Here is a 19,003-nt window from a genome sequence, read left to right on the forward strand (position 1 = left end):
ACTCGCCCTGCGCCACGGCAACCACCACGGAAGGCGTTACGGGGGTTGCCGGAAGCGCGGATGCGACGGCGTCCACGCCTTCGTCCATGGCGGCACCGGGCGCCCCACGCTCGAACAGCCCGCCAATGCGGGGCCGTACCGGGCCTGCGACCCCGATGGCGCGCAGCGCAAGGCGGGCGAGGACGCTCACGTCACCCTCGCGAGTTCGAGATAGGCCCGCCGCCGGCTTGCGGGCATCGTCAGCAGCGCCTCTTCCGACCAGCCGAAGCGCTCGGCCAGCGCCGCCACTTCGCTGAGAAGGCGTCGGGCGTCGGCCTCGACCTCAGTCCAGAAATGCGCGCCGATATCGAAGCCGGCCGTCCAGCCCGCGCCGCAGGCAGGGCAGGCGAGACCGAGCGAGATTTCCGCTGCCGCCTCCCGCTCGGCGACGCGAGCCTCGATGAGCGGCCAGACGTGATCCGGCAACCTGTTCGAGGTCTCGCCGTCCGGGCCACGGGCCTCCGCAATTGCCTGGGCGACGAGGACGGCCGCCGCCCGTTCGGGAGTCTTTTCCCGCGCAGCTGCCGCCAGGTCGGCGCTCCTGAGGGCGCGCACGCGAACGAGCCAGCCGTCCGTCTCGAGGATTTCCTCGGGCCGCGGCTCGTCCAGACCTGTCAGGATCTCCGCGGCCGAGAGCTCGAATTCCTGTGTCGCACCGCATGACGGGCATTCCGCGAGGCAGGGCATCCGGTCGCCGAAGGTGGCTCGCCTGTGGATGAGAAGGCGCCGGTCGCGCTCGGCCAGCGGCAGCAGCGGCAAAGCTTCCGTGGCCGACCTTTCCGGCATGGCGCGCTCGGCCAGGCGCAGCAGGATCAGCGCCCGGTCGACCGGATGAAGGTGAGCGCCTTGCTCGCGCGCCTCCAGCCTCGCCAGTGGGGGAAGGGCGTGTTCCATCTCAGACCGGTTCGGTGAAGCTCGGCTCCGCGGGCTCGGCCACGTTCAGGTCGCGTTCCCAGCCCTCGTTTTCGAGCTTGAAGGATTCGATCGCCACGGCGTTGGCGTTCGCGTCGAGTTCCGGCAGGGCCTGGAATTCCGACACCCAGCAGCGGAATACCTTCCAGGCTTTCGCGAGCTGGCCGGCCTCGTTGTAGAGCTCGATGATGATGTCCTTGCGGAAATCCTTCAGCGAGGTCTCTGCGCCGAGCCCCGCGCCGAAGTTCCAGACCTTGTTGGCCCACATCTCGAATTCGAGATCGTGCGTGACGCCGCGTTCGATGCTGATCGCTTCGAACTTCGTGCGGCCGGGCGACTTGCGGCTGGTGGAGGGATCGCCGCCCTCGCGGTGCTCCACGAGTTCCGTCGATCGCTTCAGCGCGCCAACCTTCGACGCGCCGGCCACGTAGCGGCCGTCCCACTTCACGCGGAACTTGAAGTTCTTGTAGGGATCGAAGCGCTGCGGATTGACGCTGAACTGGGCCATGACGCCATCCTCCTTTTCCTCATGCGCCCGCCCCAGCCTGACCGGCCAGCTGCTGCAGCTTGATGATCACGAATTCGGCGGGCTTCAGCGGCGCGAAGCCCACGACGATGTTCACGATGCCGAGGTTGATGTCGTCTTGGGTCGTCGTGGTGCTGTCGCACTGCACGAGATAAGCCTCGCGCGGGGTGCGTCCCTGGAAGGCACCCTGCCGGAACAGGTTGTGCATGAAGGCGCCGATGTTCAGCCGTATCTGCGCCCACAGGGATTCGTCGTTCGGCTCGAACACCACCCAGTGGGTGTTGCGGTAGAGAGTTTCCTCCAGGAAAAGCGCGAGTCTTCGGACAGGCACATACTTCCATTCCGATGCGAGCGCGTCCGAACCCACCAGGGTCCGGGCTCCCCAGGCGACGGGCCCGAACGCGGGGAAGGAGCGGATCGCGTTCAGCCCCAGCGGGTTCAGGACACCGTTCTCGCCGTCGGTCAGCACATAATCGAGGCCCTGCGCTCCGCGGATCGAAACATCCGTGCCCGCAGGAGCTTTCCAGACCCCCCGCGCGCCGTCCGTGCGGGCATAGGCGCCCGCCACGGCGCCTGAATTCGCGAATGAGCGGAGACGGTTGTCCTGCAACGGATCCGCCATGCGCACACGGGGGAAATAGGCGGCGGCGTTGCGGTGGCGCAGCGCTCCGTTGGCGATGAGCCAGGCTGTCGCCTCCTCGACGGTATCGACCAGCGGGGGCAGGTCGAGAATGACGAAGGCGCGGCGCTCCTCGGCATAGACGATCGCCGCCCCCTGAAGCGCCGGATCGGACTGGTTGGGAATGGTCAGGATGTTGAAGAGATCCACGTTTTCCAGCGCGAACAGGCCGGTCTTGTCGGCGCGGGAGCCCTGCAGGTCGATGGCGGTAGGCGGATCGCCGTCAGCGCCGGGCACCGGATCGCTCTGCGCCTCCACCACGGGACCGATACCGAGCTGGTAGGCGGCGACGTTCAATTGCGCGTTGGCGGTGAGGTCGTTCCCGGCAGCGGTGGGTCCGGAGTTGAACTCGATGCGAAGGCTCGGGTTGCCGCCGCCCGCTGCGACGGTGATCCGGTCGTCGTTGAGCAGCACCCGCGCGCCGGCGAATTCCGGCCGGGCGGAGCCGGCGAAGGCGGCCTGCAGCTGGGTTCGGAGATGGGCGAGATCGGCCGGCCTTTCCGCGTCGTTGGGCCAGAGCGCGATGACCTCGTTGAAGAGGACCGTGCCGGCCGCGTCGAGGAGATCAACGTCGAGCGAACCCGGACTGTCGAGGGTGGTGAAGTCCAGGGGCGGGTCCTGCCGCTGCCAGGCCGTTCCCGTGGGAGCAGGGCGAAGCGCCGCCGCGCCGCTGGTCTCGCGCCCGCCATTGGCAGCGCCGAGATGCAGGATCCCAGCGGCGTTGCGTCGGCTCGCGGAGGAGAAGGCGACGCCCGAGCGCTCCATGTCGGCCGCGGGCGTGCCCGAGGTGGCCTCCAGCACGGCCTCGGCGGCGTTCACGTTGGCGACGCAGGCGAAGTCGGCGAAGGTGTCGTCTCCGGGGTCCAGCGCCCGGACCGCCGCCTGGATGCGTGCGGCCAGGTCTTCCATCCGGTCATTGAAATTTGCGCCGGCCAGGGCATCGCCTTCGGCCATGAAGTCGAACTCCATGGGCCGCCCGCCGTCGAGGGCGATCGCCAGTCGCCGGGCATTGTCGCCGAGGTGGTCGAGGTCGTCCTCCACGATCACGCCGCTGATCGCCGTCGCGGCGGGCCCGAACGCCAGGCCCCCGGGCCGCTCGAGGCGGATGAGGTTCGAGGCCGCGTTGACCACTGCCACGGCATAGGCGGGCGACAATGAGTTCATGGAGAGGTTGCGGTGAGCTTCCGAGCGGGTGACGGTCAGGCGGCCGTTGCGCTCCTGCATTTCCAGGACGGTGAGATTGAACAGGCTCGCCGGATTGGCCGTGTCGTAATCGACCTGGAGCTGGAGGTTGTTGCCCCAGATCCCAGAGGACCGCGCCGTCGCAGTCAGCACAACTACGTCTCCGCCGCCCAGCGGGTCGTTTCGCAGGCTGACAGCGGCAGCGGTGGCGCCCGCCGCCACCCGCACGATCCACGCTTGGCTTCCGCCGTTCAGGAAGAACTGCAACACCGCGTAGGAGAGGTCGCTGTCCAGGTCGAGCCCGCCGAACTTGCGCTCGAAATCCGCGAAGCTGAAAATCTGCACCGGCTCGTTCGTAGGACCGCGCACGGTGTATCCGACAAATGCGGTAATCGAAGTCGCGACTCCGGTTATCGTGCGAACGGAGCTTGGAACCTCTTCGATATAGACGCCAGGATACGAGATTGCGGTCGCCATTCTACGCTCCGTCGTCAGAAGGAGGTCAACCGTACACGCGCTCGCAGATGGAATACTGTGAGCTAGTACCCAAGGACTGCCCATGAAAGCGGGCTGAATACTGAGAAAGACTACACAGTAGTGGCACTATCTAGTAAATCTATTAATTAGGATATTTGTCGATAAGTCAAGTCGGCAGCGTTAATAGGGGCATTGCCGGCGAGGTGCATAAGAGCCTCATCGGTTAGTGGTAAAGAAGTGCGACAACTTGCGTGAGACCGCGGCCGATAACTCGGGCACTCCGGCCTTTATCAAGCCTTCGATGAGCAACTCGCAGTGAGCGTGATGCCTGAGATTGTAGTGTAGGCGGCTGACGGTGATGGGCGGACCGATCTGATTGCGTTGCGATTCCGTCGCAAATCTGGGGCAGGGACGAAAAGGGGCAGATATTTTGTAGCGCCCTCAAGCAGCGAGCATGTGAAACTGCTCAGCGACTGACGGCTGCCGATTGCAGGTATACTTGCCCTGCTGTTTTCGCATCATGTGGATCATCTCGATCCCGCCCAAGATCACCCGGGCCGAGGCAATTGACCTGAAGCCAAGCATCGGTCGAACCCGCCGCTTGATTGCACGGTGGTCCTGTTCAATGCGGTTGTTGAGGTAGGCACTTTGCCGGATTCGGATCGGTTTCAGTTTGCGCCTTGACCGATCCTGGAGCCGGTCTGTCGTATCACAGGATAGGACGGCTTCCCGGCTGGTTTGACTACCATCGATCACGATCCTCTTGGGCCGGCCGTGTCGCTTGAGAGCCTTGCGCAAAAACCGCTTCGCAGCAGCCAGACAACGTCGCTCGCTGAACCAGAACTCGACTGTGTCGCCGTTGCTGTCGATCGCACGGTACAACTGCATCCACCGGCCTCAGACTCTGACGTAGATTTCGTCGACATGCCATTTCGGGTTGACTGCCCGCCTGGGCCGTTGAACCGTTCCAGCAATTCAGGCGAGTAGCGAGTAACCCACCTGCGAACGGTGGCGTGATCAACGGAGATACCCCGCTCGGCCATCATCTCTTCCAAATTCCGGAGGCTGAGATTGTAAGCCAAATACCACCGCACGCAGAGGAGGATCACCGATGGATCAAAATGCCTGCCCTCGAACACACCGCCCTCCGTCACTGACCTGAAAGAGCAGTAGCTGAAACTCTGAAACAAATTGTAGCGACAGATCCCACCTTACCGCTCCACACCCGAGAGGGCCGCGCGAGCTGGTTACGATGGCGCCAAGCGCGAGAAGGGCTCCAAGTCACCACCAGCGAGAGCATGGATCTGGTCGATGTTCATTAGAGCTACACGGGCGAGAAAGCAGCGGCGGCCCGTGAGCATGGGATCGAGTTGAAGGTGGTCAAGTTGCCTGAGGCCAGGCGCAGCTTCGTGCTGTCGCCGCGCAGATGGGTTGCCGAACGGCTCTTCGCGTGGGCCACCCGCTTTTGCCGTCTGGTTCGCGACTACGAGCGCTTACCTTGAACTCTCGCCGACCTGCATGTCGTTGCACTGGTCTGTGTTATGCGAACCAGCTCCTCTCGCGAAGGGCCGGTCGTGAGCTCACGGTCGTGTCCCTTGGGTAGGTGCGTCAAGCACGCGGTATGGCGCTGGTGCAGTGGGATCCTCTATAGTTTTGATAAACTCGATCAGTGCTAGGCGATCCTCGTGGTCTAGGCGTGCCTGCGAGGGATCTGGAAAGACGTGGCCTTTGTTCGAGTTGCCAGGTCGAGTCGTGTCGAACCGGAATAAGCGTGCCCGATCAGCTTCAGACAGTTCGGTCGCACTTGATACGAATCCTACCTTCAAAGGATCGAGTTCGCGACTGCCAACCCAGAATACTGCTGGCCGCTCTTCTTCCGGACTCAGGAGGTCGTAGAGTGTTGGCACTGATCCATTGTGAAGGTAAGGTGCCGTAGCCCAAATTCCGGCGAGAGGGCCTGCCTTGTAAGCCGGCGGTCCCTGCCACGGGTCTTCAGGTGTGCCATCTGACTTGAAACGGAAGCCAGCGTATTCGGCTTGTTTAGCCACGCTCAGCCCACGCTCATCAAGGTCTCGCTTGACAACCCCTTGGATAACTAATCCGAGCACACTCCCGGCGTGTTGCTCGTCTACGCCACCGAGATTGGGCGCAAGGCTTCCCGTGCGCGCACGCCGTCCATAGAAGTTCTGCAGCATCGTGGGATCGGTGCCGATTTTCTTTTGATCGACCATCCGCACGTCGATGAGACGACGCCCGACAATGTTGTCCTCGGCAGCCGTAAAGCGATACGGAACGCCACCATGGCAATTTTGGCAGTGCTCGATGAACAGCTCGCGTCCCCGTGCATGTTTCCCCGTGTTAATCCGGCCAAACTGACTCTCCGGCCACACCGGCGCTTTCAATTCGGCAATCCATTTCTCAAGTGCGTGCAGGTTTGCCGTAAGCACACTCGAGCGGAACCGCTCCCTCTCGAGTCCGGTTAAAGCCACCTGCCCAAACACGCCCAACACTTCGCCAGTGTTTCGGCCGATCGGGCTTACGGCGATGCCGTTCCACTGCACGTAGCGCTGCTGGGGTGTCGTCCAGAGGAATGGGTAGCTGACCGGCGCATTCGGGATGCGTGTATTTGCAGACTCGCCGAGCGCATCAGCAGCGACTGCATTCAGGATGTGACCAAAGGCGTCCAGACGGGCATGACCATAAGGCTCTGGAGTCCAGTTGCCGGCGAGGAGCTTGCGATATCCGGCCGCGAATGCCTCGAGTTCCGGTCGCAGTGTTCGCAGATCGGTCTCTTTGAGGCGCCCTGCAAAGCGCTCGATCTTTCCAAGATCCGCCAAGGTTGCATCGAGAGCTTGGCCGAGCCGTGTGGTGAACGCCTGGAAGTCCGCGAGGCTGGGGCCGCCATCAACACGAATGCGCTTGCCTTTCAGCGTCACCTCTCCTGTATGGCAGGCTGCACAGGTCAGACCTAGCCAGGGCCTCTCGGATGCATGCGACGGCTCCTTGACGAATCCTATTGGGAGCCCGTCCGGGTTTAGTGCACTTGCTGTTCCCTCAGTGATGTACCCGAGCCGCTCAAGATGGGACGGATCAAGAAAGAGCCGTTCGCTATCCGGTTCTTCCAGTGCAAGCATCCACGAATAGGGTATTAATCGGGAACCCTGGGGCGTATAGTAGAATTCACTGCGGCGCTCCGCGCTCCAGCCCTGATCGAGGTAGATGATCGACGTTGCTTCACGGCTCAAGAGAGATGCCAGGGGAAGCGCAATCACGCCCACGGCCGTCAGTCCAGCCACTGCACTCAACGACCGTTGCTTCATGAGACGCTCTCCCGATTTCGCCGTATGCCTGAACTAAGCCCGAGCAAGGTTAAGCTGAGCTTAGTTCAAACGCATTGTAACGACGTACGTCTAGTACTCCGGCGCGCAATACTCTGGCGAGACAGCTCGAGCGCGCACTGAGGCCTCGTACACTGCGCGCCTGAGACGATTGATGCCACCAAGGGGACGATGTTCAAGAAGCCCATGCCATGGCGAGAAGCTAAGTCTTTCGCATAGCTCCTTCCGCTCAGGCGTGGTGCAATCTTGCGGGGGAATAAAGATTCTCGCGACTGTCACGAAGGGATGTTTCTCCTCGTCCCAGTCCACGCAGGCATCCTCTATCTCTGTTTCGATTGCGCCGGCGAGACTTTCCGTGCTCCGAACCTGAACCTGAAACTCGAACTCGATTTCTTCCCCTTCGGTCAGGCGTTTACGCAATGCTTCTCGCAAATAGTTGGGATTCTTCACGAACTCCACGACATCGCCCAGCATAGGAGAGACCGGCTTTGCGGAGAACCTCATGACCCTGCCCTCGCCAAAGAGGAATGGCGCCGCGCCAAAATAGGAGTTATCGAGAGGGCTAAGTGGCGGAGGCTGATAGGCTGACGGTTTGGAGTTCGTGATGCGCTCAATAATGCCAGCAGTCCGAACAGCTCTCTGCGTGGTGGGATCAGACATTACAGGTTTGCCTTCCGGGGTCCTGCGAATTCTCTCAGCAAAAAAGCGTTTTGGGTTCTCGTTGTCTTCCAGGATGATCCGGCTGAGCGCTTCGTAATCCTCGACGTTGGCGAACGCAAAGACAGGCTGATTGATCATCAAGAAGTCCTGGGTGAGTTCTCCATCCTCTGGCAACAAGCGGGAGCCGCTTACTCCCATGAGCTTCACGGCCATGCCGCGGCTGCCGTGACCAACGGCGCCGGCCTCGGAAAGTGCCGAGTCCGGGGAGACGAGTGGTGCGGCGTTGGAGAAGCGGATCCAAGCGTCGAACTGCCGCCCTGGCTCTGCGAACACGCCTACTTGATAGTCATCAGCCAAACACTCATGAACCGCAAATCTAGCCCTCACGCAGCCATGGTCCTTTGGATGGACGCCTCGCAGAAAGCGCGGTCCGTTCGTATAACGTCTCTTCAGCTGCTCGCCTGTTAGCTCCACGATGTGGTCGATTTGCTCAGCCTCTCCATCCGGAACATGTTCCAATACGGTCATAGCTGATCTCCAGTCAGGGTATTCTACAGTCCCGAGCTGCTCCGTGACGGCTTATCGTCCAAATACCTAGTCTATACCCTTTCGAATCTTGAGAAGGTTACACCCAGCGGTGAATTTGTCCAGCTTGAATGCATCAACGTGTCAAGCTCCTTTACCCTAAAAATGAATCTCTTTGCGGTCGTGAAGCTGTTGCGTTGCCTCCACTGCAATGGCATCTCAACAGCATCGTCACATTAACGGAATGGGCTTGGGTGTTGCTCTATGAGGGGCCATGAAGAAGCCCCGTCCTGCATTGTACGCCCGCCACCGCTTTCCCGCCGAGGTGATCAGTCTTGCAGTCTGGCTCTATTTCCGCTTTCCCCTGAGCCTGCGCATGGCCGAGGAGATGCTGGCCGCGCGTGGGATTGAGGTCAGCCACGAAACGGTTCGGCGCTGGGCTGAGACGTTCGGACGGGAGTTTGCCAATCGCGTCCGCCGGCGCCTTCCTCGGCCGGGCGATCGGTGGCATCTCGATGAGGTGGTGATCACCTTGCGGGGAAGAAGCATTGGCTCTGGCGGGCCGTGGATCAGGACGGCTTTGTCCTGGATATCCTGGTCCAGAGCCGTCGAGACCGCAAAGCCGCCAAGCGCCTGCTGCGCAAGCTGTTGAAGAAGAGCGCCATGGCTCCGCGGGTGATGGTCACAGGCAAACTCGGGTCCTACGGTACGGCTCGCAGGGACATGGGCCCCGGCATCGAGCATCGGCAGCACAAAGGTTTAAACAACCGGGCGGACAACTCACACCAACCCACCCGCCGACAGGAGCGCCAGATGAAGCGCTTCAAGTCGGCCGGGCAGGCGCAACGTTTTCTCTCGACTCATGATCCGATCAGCGATCTGTTTCACCTGCGGCGTCATCAGTTGACTGCCACCACCTATCGCAGTGCTCGAAAGGCAGCCTTCGAGGCATGGGCGGACATCACCTGTGCGGCACTTGCCGTCTGAAATCGAGGCTCATCTCGTCCTGATGCTGTCGAACGCCGGGGAATGTGACGATGCCGAAAGAACAATCCTCATCTGAACAGCATGATGCTCTCTAATTCAGTCGGTAGTAGCATTATTCACACGGTCGCTTTGTGCTGACGCGAAGACATTCTTCAACGCGCTCTGCGATAAAGATGCCCATGCAAGATGACTGAATGTTTCTTAGCGCTCCAATTTGTGACAGATCTTGATGGGCTTTGTCAGCGCGCTTGAGCCAATTTGCACAGAACGGCTTTAATCCGGAAGACCTGCCTTGATCAAACCTTCCAAGTACCGGATGGCTCCTGGTGATGGCCGGTATAGTTTCCTGACTTTTCCTACATGGTAGTCCGGTTCATACGCTAACAACTGCTCTATTGCTCGATGAGCCTCATCAATGCGATCAAGATGTGCAAGACTTGCGATCAAAGGCCGGTAGCTTGCAGTCCAGGTATCCTGTTCGCTAATGGCTCGCTGAGCCCACCTGATGCTCTCGTCGTACTGTCCGTCCATACACAGCGCGACGGCCAAGCCGGAGAGCATCGCGACCATTGTTCGGTCGAAGGGGCTCAGCCGCATCGCAGCATGGAAATGAAGTATCGCCTCCTGCTGAAGGCCTGCCCAGCAGCGGACCCATCCGCTCATGGTATAGGCGGGGGCGCAACTTGGGTTCAGGACGAGTGCGCGGTCAAGAAGGAACAGGGCCATGTCCAGGTTATGGGCGAGATATCCGATCGCCTGCGCGGACATCCAAAGAACAGTCGGATCATCCCGTTCCCGCTCAACTGCGAGCCGGGCGGCTGCAATCCCCTCCTGACTGTGCTTGGTGACATCTTGGCTCCAGCCCTGTGCAATGTAGTAGACGTAGCACCAAGCCTTCAAAGCGTTCGGCTGCGCATAGCCGCGATCGTTGATCGTGATCGGCTCGAGTAGGTGCAGCGCCTCCTCGACGCTGTCCCGAGTACCCTCATAGAACTTTCCGAGTGCCCGGAGGAACTGATCATAGGAGCTAAGTTTCTCAGGATGCGTGCGTTTGACCCTTTCTATCTCGGCTCGACGAAGATGGGGCTCAATTGCAGCGGCAACATTGTCTGTGATGGTGTCTTGGAGTTCGAAGACTTCCTGCACATCGCCGTCATACCGGCCAGCCCAAATTTGAGTCTCGGTTTCCGCTTCAAGTAGGCACCCCGTAATGCGCAGACGGCTGCCCGAGCGTCTCACGCTGCCATCAAGAAGATAGCGTACCCCGAGATCGGCTCCTATGCGCCTTGGGCTGACCGATGTTCCCTTGTAGATAAAGGTGGAGTCCCGAGCACTCACGAAAAGCCATTTCATTCGTCCGAGCGCTGTCACGATGTCCTCGACAATGCCGTCCGCTAGATAGTCGGCCTCACGATCGTCGCTCAGGTTTCGGAATGGCAGAACGGCGATTGAGGGCTTCTTGGGTAAATTCAGGAGTGGGAAAGGGCGGCTTTCATGAGGCGCAGTATGCGCGGTGGGATGTGCGCCTCTTGAGGTGTAGACTTGTATGGGGCGAGCGATGTTCTTCAAGGCCTGCTCACCGCGATCCTCAAAACGGAGGCTTAGTCTGCCGTGTAACTCATCAAAAACTTTGGACGAGATACATATGCTGCCCGGTGCGGCAATCTCCTGCAGACGGACCGCCACGTTGACGCCGTCGCCGTACAAATCCCCATCAGGTCCGCAAATGATGTCTCCCAGATTGATCCCGATTCGAAGCAAGATTCGCCTGTCGTCGACCTCCGAGTTGGCGCGGTCCTCCAACTGGCGTTGAGCTTCGAAAGCGCAGATGACAGCCTCAACAGGGCTCACGAATTCAATGATCGCGCCATCACCTGTGGTCTTGATAAAACGCCCGTGGTGTTTTCTCACGGTGGGTTCTGCAACTTCCGTCATGATTTTCTGCATGGCAGCGAGTGTGCCCACCTCGTCCCGCTCCATCATGGCCGTCGAGCCGACAACATCAGCGACGAGAATCGCGGCGAGGCGACGTGGTCCTGCTGAAGAGCTGACCACTGAAGACGTTGCTTGGCCTTCTACCATAACTCTACCATCAAACTGGCTCGTTTATGCAGACGATGCAGAAGGTCAGTAATGCTCCCCTACTATTAGGGGCTACTCAGTTGAAAGACGTTGGTTCATTGGTGACAATACAGCAGTGATCAAGCATTCTCAAGCTCAGTGTATCAGGATTGTCCTTCGCACGTTAGATAAACGTTTCTCCTGGCCCATACCTTTCGGGAGGGAGTATGTGCAATATTGTTTTGTTGAGAGCCGCATCTATACTGACGGCACGGACCTGCCCCGTTGCGGCGTGCGCCCAGTCGGATCCAGCGAAGCCATCCCCCGAGCCGGCTTTCTTGGATCAGGGCTGGAGCGAAGACGACCGGATGCGGTTCCATACTGCTTCTCAGGGCTCGCAGTTGATGCCCGATCGCTGGCTTATCGCTCTGGAGAGACCGGCCAGCGAAGCGATGTTCCTGGATGATGAGCCCGCCCGTTTAGAATATGTTCCTCACCGCCAATCAAGGCTACGGGATGGGCGAAGTCCGGATAGATTATCCATTGGGTTCGTCCGTGACGACGAGAAGCGATGGGCTTAGGTTGGCATGACCTACGCTGCATGCCACTCAAACCAAGTAGAATTTAAGCAACCACGCCTGCAGATCGGCATGGTCTGGCCAACGCCGATAAGTTCGCTTTCTTGAAGGATTCTAATTGGCGCCAGCCCGTGAGGCAGGCAGACATCACTGCGACCTACTAGCTAGAGATGTTTGAAGCACTCACGTTGCTGACCCCATAGTGTTCAATAAGTATTTCGGCTGCGGCTCAGTACACGATTGCGGACCACTGAAGTTTGCGTAACGCCTCAGCCATGTAGGTGTGCCGTTTGGCACAGAGGGCAATCGTCTATTTCTTTTATAGTGTTTCTGCGCTTCGACTAGGCGCTCATCGGAGGAGACACCCATGGCTAAGCAATATACTGTTTTGCGTGGTTTCAACCAATCCAGGACTAGGGAGCCATTCGCTGTAGGGCCTAGCTCAACCGGTCTTGAGGCGCTCATCGCCGCACAGGCAATCCCCCAAGTTGAAGTCCGGACCTTGAACAAGATGGAAGTGCTGGACACAGCCCGCGATCCCGAGGTTAAAGGGATCGCTCCAGTTATGCCCATCAAACTGATAGAACCCACCAGTAATGACGATGTCAGTGCCACTGCAGGTGATGCATGGGGAATCAGCGCCGTCCGCGCAGACGTTTCTGCGTTCACTGGCGACGGCGTGGTGGTGTCCGTACTCGATACAGGTATTGATCCCAATCATCCGGCTTTCCAGGGCATCACTCTCGTCCAGAAGGATTTTACCGGCGAGGGTGACGGCGACGGTCACGGACATGGGACCCACTGCGCGGGCACCGTTTTTGGGCGCGACGTAAACGGGACCCGCATTGGTGTCGCTCGAGGAGTCAAGAAGGCGCTTATCGGTAAGGTGCTGGGAACGAACGGCGGCGGGGACTCCGACATGCTGTTTCAAGGCATCACATGGGCTATAGAAAATCAGGCTGATGTCGTGTCGATGTCACTTGGCTTTGACTTTCCAGGATTCGTTGATCAGATGGTTTCAGACGGCTTGCCAGTACCGGCTGCTACATCGATTGCGCTTGAAGGGTATCGTGCCAATCTTCGCATGTTCGATGCTCTAATGCAGATGATCCGGGCGAGGGCGGCATTCGGTCAGGGTACAGTGGTCGTAGCCGCGTCGGGGAACGAAAGCGAGCGCACAGCCCAAAAGCCGTATGAAGTCGCCGTTTCGATCCCTGCAGCTGCTGAAGGCATTATTTCGGTTGGAGCATTAGGAAGGGCGGGCAACGCACTAGACGTGGCTTCCTTCTCAAATACGTTTCCGCAGATCAGCGCTCCTGGCGTCGACATCATATCGGCACGCAAAGGTGGCGGTCTGATCTCCATGAACGGCACGAGCATGGCGACCCCTCACGTGGCGGGTGTCGCCGCCTTGTGGTGGGACTTTATGAGACAGTCTGATACCCCGGCCAATGCACTTGGTATCTCGTCCAAGCTGCTTGCAACTGCACGGAGTAACGTCTTCGCTGCTAATGTAGATCCTACCGACCGAGGTATGGGGATTGTCACTGCGCCGTAGTTGCCTACCCAAAATCGGGTTGCACAGTTGCTGGGAATGATACTTTCCAGCAACAGCACACAGGGTGAGCCGCGTAAGTACCTTCCGCTGGTTTTTCGCGAAAGGCAGGAGTAGCAGTTCACACGAGTAGACCCATCGTTCACAGTTGTGCTCCATCGCACTTAAATGTCTGCCCAGTAGACGATTGTATGGAAGCCTGAATGTGTTCAGTACTTTGCATATCCTCAAAGAGGATTGCAGGACAAGCTTTAGCGTGATAGGTTTGTTGTCAGTTAGCCGTATCGTGTTGCTTTGTGCACAGTAGTTCATGAAACCCAAATGGTGTGCCCAAGCCGATCGCAAGCGTCGGTCCAAAGACATGTTAGTCAACTCATGCCTTTAGTCGCTCTTCTTAGCTAGGAACAGCGTACCGGTGATCACATAGCATCCAGGGAACGCGAGCGGACTCTGCGTTGTGCGGTTCCGGATTTTGGTCATTTTTCACGCGGTAGCCTCCTGGACCGTGAACAGTAAAATATACTTGTGAAACTCTCCCCGTGTCGAAGGGATGTCACATCGCGCAAAGACTTGTTTCAAGTGGCCTAACATAAACTCACACGCACGAAGGTAAGGTTCTTTCGGGAAGCAGTAGTACAACTCGCTCTAGATCGTCCATTTTGGAGAAGCTCCCCATGACTGTCTTGTTTCAGACGCACAGTGGAAGAGAAAAATTCGAGCCCCAAGAAGGTAGAGATGGAGCCACTCCGCGGGTTTCAAGCAACATGCGCATCCGTGTTGCGGCTCCGCCAGCTGGGACCGATATTGCCGTCGATGAGCAGGCGGACTTCGGATATCTTGTCCCGCCGCTAGACGCCCCCGAGCATTATCTGCCAGAGACTGCTGAAACCCTCGGTGAGCTCGATGAACTCGGCAACCTCATGGTTGACGCAGTCGATCCTGAAGATGCTACCGATGAGACATCGGCCGCAGATTCCACTATGCCTCCTGTACTAACCTATTGGGGCCAGTTCCTCGACCACGAGCTAACTGCTCGAACAGATCGGGAGAGCATCATCACAAGTGTAGTCAATGCGCATCCTCCGGTGTCATCCTCAACAGTCGAAAGCCAGTTCCGAAATGCGCGGACCCCACGATTTGATCTCGACAGCGTTTATGGCGGGTCACCTATCGGTCCGGGCGTTACAGCCGACGTCGTTACCGTCATTTCAGGCATGCGGCATCCAACGCATGTGAACAAAATGCGGGTTGGAACTGCCGTCGATCCTGGACCACTTCCTGACAGTCTCGATGAGCATCGCGATCTGCCGCGCTATGTCCAGGTCCAAGCCTCGGTACGCGATGCCGCCCTCAGACTTGCCCAAGCATCAATGAGCCAAGAGGAGTTTGAGAGATTTTCGTCTGAACTCGGCCAAAGGGCACTGATAGGCGACACTCGCAACGACGAGAACCTCGTGGTCGCGCAGTTCCATCTCAGTTTCCTCCGTTTCCATAACAAGGCTGTTGATTTCCTCGCCAGCCACAAGACAGGATGGCTGCCGGATTTTGCCTCAGCTCAAATGCTGACGCGGCTGCATTATCAGTGGCTCATTGTAGAGGGATATCTAAAGGGCGTTTGTGACCCTACCGTAGTCGACAGAGTGGTTCGGGATCGCGCATCGCACTTTTTCAGGTTCAGAGCGGAATTCGATGCACGGCGTCAGAACACCAGGCTCGGCAACGCGCTGCCGCTCGAATTTTCTGTGGCGGCTTACCGGTTCGGGCACTCGATGGTTCGTGCATTTTATGACTACAACAAGAATTTCGGCCGACCTGGTGGCGGAATCTTGCCGAATGCTTCACTCAACCTTCTGTTTGGGTTCACCGGCGGCGGCGGGAACATAGCTGGCGATAAAAAACTGCCCAAAAACTGGGTGATTGACTGGACCCGATTCATTGGGGTTGCGCCGCATGATTCATCTGACGGGCAGCCTGCACGGGTTGCACGCAAGATCGATACGGATCTCGCGCCCCCCCTCGGAAAGATGGTAAAAGAGGGCAATGACGAAGCGGACGTGCAATTGAAGACGCTGTTCAAGCACCTTGCGCGTCGTAATCTCCGACGGGGCTACAATCTGCGGCTCGCGACAGGGCAAGCCGTCCATCAATATCTCCAGCAGCACGGCGCCGTAGAAACGGGTCCGATCACCGACGTCTCGACGATTTTCAACTCAAAGCCGTCATTGCGGGATTTCCTGAGAAACACTCAGTCGAAGATGCACCAGCGCACTCCATTGTGGTTCTACCTCTTGGCCGAGGCAGAGGCCGGCGGCGGAAACCGGCTGGGTGAACTCGGAAGCTGGCTTGTCGCATCGACCTTCATCGGCGTGCTGCTCGCTGACCCAGACTCCGCCCTCTCCCGAGGATTTGCGCCGAGCCAAAGCCCTCTTAGAATGCCGGACAATGGCGAAATTGACTCTCTCGCCAAGTGGATGAGTTTCGCAAGAGTGATGCCATAGGGTCTAAATGGATCGCGGACCGAACCGGCAGCCTTAGGTCGCTTCGGCCGCGATTCAACTCTTGAAGTCGCCCGCTGGCGAGCTCTGTTCCGACTGTGAGATGATGTCCTAAGTCAAGGGGAGCCCGATGATCTTTGATGGGGATCTTCGCGTCGCTGCCGAGGCGGCACGACGCTGGCGCGCGCGTGAGGCGCAGCGGGTGGGGCGCGAGGGCAAGTCCGTGGCGGACGTGGAGACGCCCCAACGCATCGAAGCCCGGCTCAAGCGGCTTACCGCTGCCGCAACGGCGCCGTCCCGGGTCCTCAAGGCCGGGCCACCGCTTCCAGAAGCTCAGGTGCTACGCGTCATTGGGCTGGAGCGCACCATCGGTCATAGCGACTTCCAGGGAATCGCCTTCCTGGAATTGGCTCTGGCAGTGTCCCGTTTCGTGGGTCGGGTCAGCATTCGCTCCGCCCCCAGCCGCGGTGTCGGGTTTGGCACCGGCTTCATGGTGTCACCGCGTCTGTTGCTGACCAACAATCACGTCCTGCCCGCGCCTGGATCAGCGCAGTTCAGCGAGGTTGAGTTCGACTATCAGAACGACCGCGCTGGCCGCCCACTGCCGCTCGTGCCATTCGCGCTGGAGCCGCAGACCTTCTTCATGACCGACGTGGAGCTCGATTTCACGCTGGTTGCGGTCGCCGAGGGCTCGCGACAGGACACGCCCGCCCCTCTAAAACAATATGGCTGGTCACGGTTGATTGCTGAGGAAGGCAAGATCCTGATCGGCGAGCACGTGAACATCATCCAGCACCCAAAAGGCCAGTATAAACAGTTCGTCTCGCGCGCCAACGAGCTCGTCGACATCCTGGAGAGCCACCTCCACTACATCACCGACACCGAGCAGGGGTCGTCGGGGTCTCCAGTCTACAACGACCAGTGGGAAGTTGTGGCCCTGCACCACTCCGGCGTCCCGCGAATGGAGAACGGCCAGTACATAGCCAAAGACGGCCGCCCTTGGGACGGTCGCGACAGCGACGAAATTGATTGGATCGCCAACGAGGGGGTGCGGGTCAGCCGCATTGTCCGCCACATTGAGGCCCGCTCACTCGACCGTGACGCTGCCCGGTTGCGCGATGACCTCCTGAACCGTGAGCCGCCTAGCCCACTGGAAGCCGCCCAGATGGCGGCGCACGCCGCCGACCAATCCAACGGACGGAGCAAGCTCGTGAGCATCGCCACCCCAGCCCAGGCCAGAGCCGCCGCCCGGCCGGGTGGCACCAGCTTCACTATACCCCTTCATATCACGGTAGAGCTGGGCGCGCCGGAGAGTCCGCCCGCCGCCATAGCGGGTCCGGAGGAGCCGGCTACGGATAGGGCGCGCGCGCCGGCCGAGGGCCCTCCCGCGGCCGGCGCGGGCTCGCCCGAGCTGGTCCGCGCACTCGCCGAGCTGGAGGACGCTCAGAACCGGCCCTACTACGATGCCCAAGCGGACGACCGCGCCCGGGATCTCTACTATCGTGACCTGGACGGCAGCGCCGAACCGGCGGTGCTGTTCAAGGCCTTGCACGCCCTCCTGCGGCGGAGTCACAAGACCGAGTTGCGCTACAAGCCAGCCCTCCACGTCTATCCCTGGGTGGACCTCCGGCCGGACTCGCCGCCCAGTATCCGGAGTATCTATTCAAACAAGGGTTTCGATCCCCGCGAGCTAATCGAGGCGGACTTCCGCCTGGACACGGAGCGGGAGCGGCTGCGCGAGACGCTGAAGCGGGAGGGTGCCACTGCGCTGGAGAGCGCACTGGACCTACTTGAGGCCAGCCTGCCGTACAACTGCGAGCACGTCGTGCCGCAATCTTGGTTCGCCAAGCGGGAGCCGATGCGCGGAGACCTGCACCACCTTTTCGCCTGCGAGTCGCGCTGCAACAGCTTCCGCAGCAACACGCCCTACTTTGACTTTCCTGAGTTCCAGGAGGCAATCCGCAGCGAGTGCGGCAAGTCGGAAGCGCAGGGCTTCGAACCTTTCGCGGGGAAGGGAGCCGTGGCGCGAGCGACCCTTTACTTCCTGCTCCGTTACCCCGGTGAGATAGACGACAGCGCCAAGGAGTACAGCAAAAGCGACCTCGCTACCCTGCTGGACTGGCACCGGCGCCACCCTGTGGACGACTACGAGCGGCACCGGAATGCCGCAATTTTTGAGAAACAGGGCAATCGGAACCCGTTGATCGATCAGCCATCATGGGCAGAGCGCATCGACTTCGCCGCCGGTTTGGGCCGGCGCGGCCAGGAGATCGCGGAAGTGCGGCCAAGCGGTGACGAGCCCGAGCGACTGGACCAAGCCGTGCGCGCCATAGCCGCCCTGGATGCCCGAACCCTGTCCGCCCCGGCCCTGACTGAGGCTGCCGCGGACTTCGGGGCCTATGAGGGACTGCCGCCGGAAGTGGCGCTGCTGGACGAGGGTCGGATTGTGAAGCTCCTCAAACCTCTAACCTACGTCTCCGAGATCGGTGAGCGCTGGCCGGTAGAGGCTGGGGTGGTGATTGACGGCGCTTCCATCCCTCGGGCCTTCTGGAGCCTGATCGGCGGCCCCTTCGAGGGACGTTATCGCAATGCCTCCATAATCCACGACCGCTTCTGTGATCTGCGTAGCCGCTCCTGGGATGTGACCCACCGCATGTTCCATGACGCCATGCGTTGCAGCGGCGTGCCGCTTCTCAAGGCCAAGGTAATGTTCTACGCCGTGTACCGCTTCGGCCCGCGCTGGACGGTGGGGCAGGAGGCAACCGGCTCTGTCCTGACCTTCGAGAGGCGTGCGCCTACTGACGCCGACGCCCGCAGCCTGCTGGAGGATGCCCGGACGATCTATGCCGAGAACCCCTCTCTACAGGAGATCGAGGCCATGGCCGACGCCCGAGGCTGACACCACGAACAGCACACCGACCGGGGTCCGGATCCACCGGGCATCGGGATGGCGCAGGTCGCGAACCTGTCGCGCCACGGTGATGTCACG

At 59.9% G+C, this 19,003-nt stretch carries 10 protein-coding genes and 3 pseudogenes; 5 read left to right on the top strand and 8 right to left on the bottom strand.

Annotated elements, in window-relative coordinates:
- The 5 genes and pseudogenes from MA07_RS08370 to MA07_RS08390 all read right to left on the bottom strand — a co-directional run.
- Positions 1-190, bottom strand: a 190-nt coding sequence (locus tag MA07_RS08370; protein ID WP_036349264.1) for a hypothetical protein, incomplete at its 3' end; no start/stop codon positions are given.
- Positions 187-933 (bottom strand): hypothetical protein, encoded by a 747-nt coding sequence (locus tag MA07_RS08375; protein WP_052002957.1) that lies wholly within the window; start codon positions 931-933, stop codon positions 187-189. The genes MA07_RS08375 and MA07_RS08370, both read right to left, overlap by 4 nt.
- A 1-nt stretch (position 934) precedes the next feature.
- Positions 935-1,459 (bottom strand): phage tail protein, encoded by a 525-nt coding sequence (locus MA07_RS08380; protein WP_036349268.1) that lies wholly within the window; start codon positions 1,457-1,459, stop codon positions 935-937.
- 19 nt (positions 1,460-1,478) lie between these two features.
- Complete coding sequence (locus tag MA07_RS30035; RefSeq protein WP_036349271.1) at positions 1,479-3,815, bottom strand: phage tail sheath C-terminal domain-containing protein; 2,337 nt, start codon at positions 3,813-3,815, stop codon at positions 1,479-1,481.
- Positions 3,816-4,256: 441 nt separating this feature from the next.
- A pseudogene (locus tag MA07_RS08390) lies at positions 4,257-4,954 on the bottom strand (IS6 family transposase).
- 117 nt (positions 4,955-5,071) lie between these two features.
- On the opposite strand from MA07_RS08390, the pseudogene MA07_RS30795 reads away from it, so the two are divergent.
- A pseudogene (locus MA07_RS30795) lies at positions 5,072-5,314 on the top strand (IS5/IS1182 family transposase); the annotation flags it as partial.
- Positions 5,315-5,395: 81 nt separating this feature from the next.
- Here the strand turns inward: MA07_RS30795 and MA07_RS08395 are convergent.
- Together MA07_RS08395 and MA07_RS08400 are read right to left on the bottom strand one after the other, a co-directional pair.
- Complete coding sequence (locus MA07_RS08395; protein ID WP_036349281.1) at positions 5,396-7,135, bottom strand: di-heme-cytochrome C peroxidase; 1,740 nt, start codon at positions 7,133-7,135, stop codon at positions 5,396-5,398.
- 90 nt (positions 7,136-7,225) lie between these two features.
- Complete coding sequence (locus MA07_RS08400) at positions 7,226-8,341, bottom strand: catalase family protein (protein ID WP_036349284.1); 1,116 nt, start codon at positions 8,339-8,341, stop codon at positions 7,226-7,228.
- 271 nt (positions 8,342-8,612) lie between these two features.
- On the opposite strand from MA07_RS08400, the pseudogene MA07_RS08405 reads away from it, so the two are divergent.
- Positions 8,613-9,325, top strand: a pseudogene (locus tag MA07_RS08405) (IS6 family transposase).
- Between the two features lie 273 nt (positions 9,326-9,598).
- Here MA07_RS08405 and MA07_RS08410 read toward each other — a convergent pair.
- On the bottom strand, positions 9,599-11,407 hold the full coding sequence (locus tag MA07_RS08410; protein WP_081928854.1) for an adenylate/guanylate cyclase domain-containing protein: 1,809 nt from the start codon (positions 11,405-11,407) through the stop codon (positions 9,599-9,601).
- A gap of 924 nt (positions 11,408-12,331) precedes the next feature.
- Here MA07_RS08410 and MA07_RS08415 point away from each other — a divergent pair.
- The 3 genes from MA07_RS08415 to MA07_RS27630 all read left to right on the top strand — a co-directional run bounded on the left by MA07_RS08415 (position 12,332) and on the right by MA07_RS27630 (position 18,913).
- Positions 12,332-13,522 (top strand): S8 family serine peptidase, encoded by a 1,191-nt coding sequence (locus MA07_RS08415; RefSeq protein WP_036349287.1) that lies wholly within the window; start codon positions 12,332-12,334, stop codon positions 13,520-13,522.
- A 671-nt stretch (positions 13,523-14,193) separates the two neighbouring features.
- A complete protein-coding gene (locus MA07_RS08420) occupies positions 14,194-16,017 on the top strand; it encodes a heme peroxidase family protein (RefSeq protein WP_036349289.1) in 1,824 nt (607 codons plus the stop codon).
- Positions 16,018-16,144: 127 nt separating this feature from the next.
- Positions 16,145-18,913, top strand: coding sequence for an endonuclease (locus MA07_RS27630; RefSeq protein ID WP_052002959.1), 2,769 nt, complete (start codon positions 16,145-16,147; stop codon positions 18,911-18,913).
- Positions 18,914-19,003: the final 90 nt, after the last annotated feature.

The organism is Microvirga sp. BSC39 (assembly GCF_000739015.1).
Lineage (GTDB): Bacteria > Pseudomonadota > Alphaproteobacteria > Rhizobiales > Beijerinckiaceae > Microvirga.

Bases quoted from the DNA above. Each gene is read 5' to 3' on its own strand.
- MA07_RS08375 (WP_052002957.1), bottom strand. From the start codon at position 933: ATGGAACACGCCCTTCCCCCACTGGCGAGGCTGGAGGCGCGCGAGCAA.
- MA07_RS08380 (WP_036349268.1), bottom strand. From the start codon at position 1,459: ATGGCCCAGTTCAGCGTCAATCCGCAGCGCTTCGATCCCTACAAGAAC.
- MA07_RS30035 (WP_036349271.1), bottom strand. From the start codon at position 3,815: ATGGCGACCGCAATCTCGTATCCTGGCGTCTATATCGAAGAGGTTCCA.
- MA07_RS08395 (WP_036349281.1), bottom strand. From the start codon at position 7,135: ATGAAGCAACGGTCGTTGAGTGCAGTGGCTGGACTGACGGCCGTGGGC.
- MA07_RS08400 (WP_036349284.1), bottom strand. From the start codon at position 8,341: ATGACCGTATTGGAACATGTTCCGGATGGAGAGGCTGAGCAAATCGAC.
- MA07_RS08410 (WP_081928854.1), bottom strand. From the start codon at position 11,407: ATGGTAGAAGGCCAAGCAACGTCTTCAGTGGTCAGCTCTTCAGCAGGA.
- MA07_RS08415 (WP_036349287.1), top strand. From the start codon at position 12,332: ATGGCTAAGCAATATACTGTTTTGCGTGGTTTCAACCAATCCAGGACT.
- MA07_RS08420 (WP_036349289.1), top strand. From the start codon at position 14,194: ATGACTGTCTTGTTTCAGACGCACAGTGGAAGAGAAAAATTCGAGCCC.
- MA07_RS27630 (WP_052002959.1), top strand. From the start codon at position 16,145: ATGATCTTTGATGGGGATCTTCGCGTCGCTGCCGAGGCGGCACGACGC.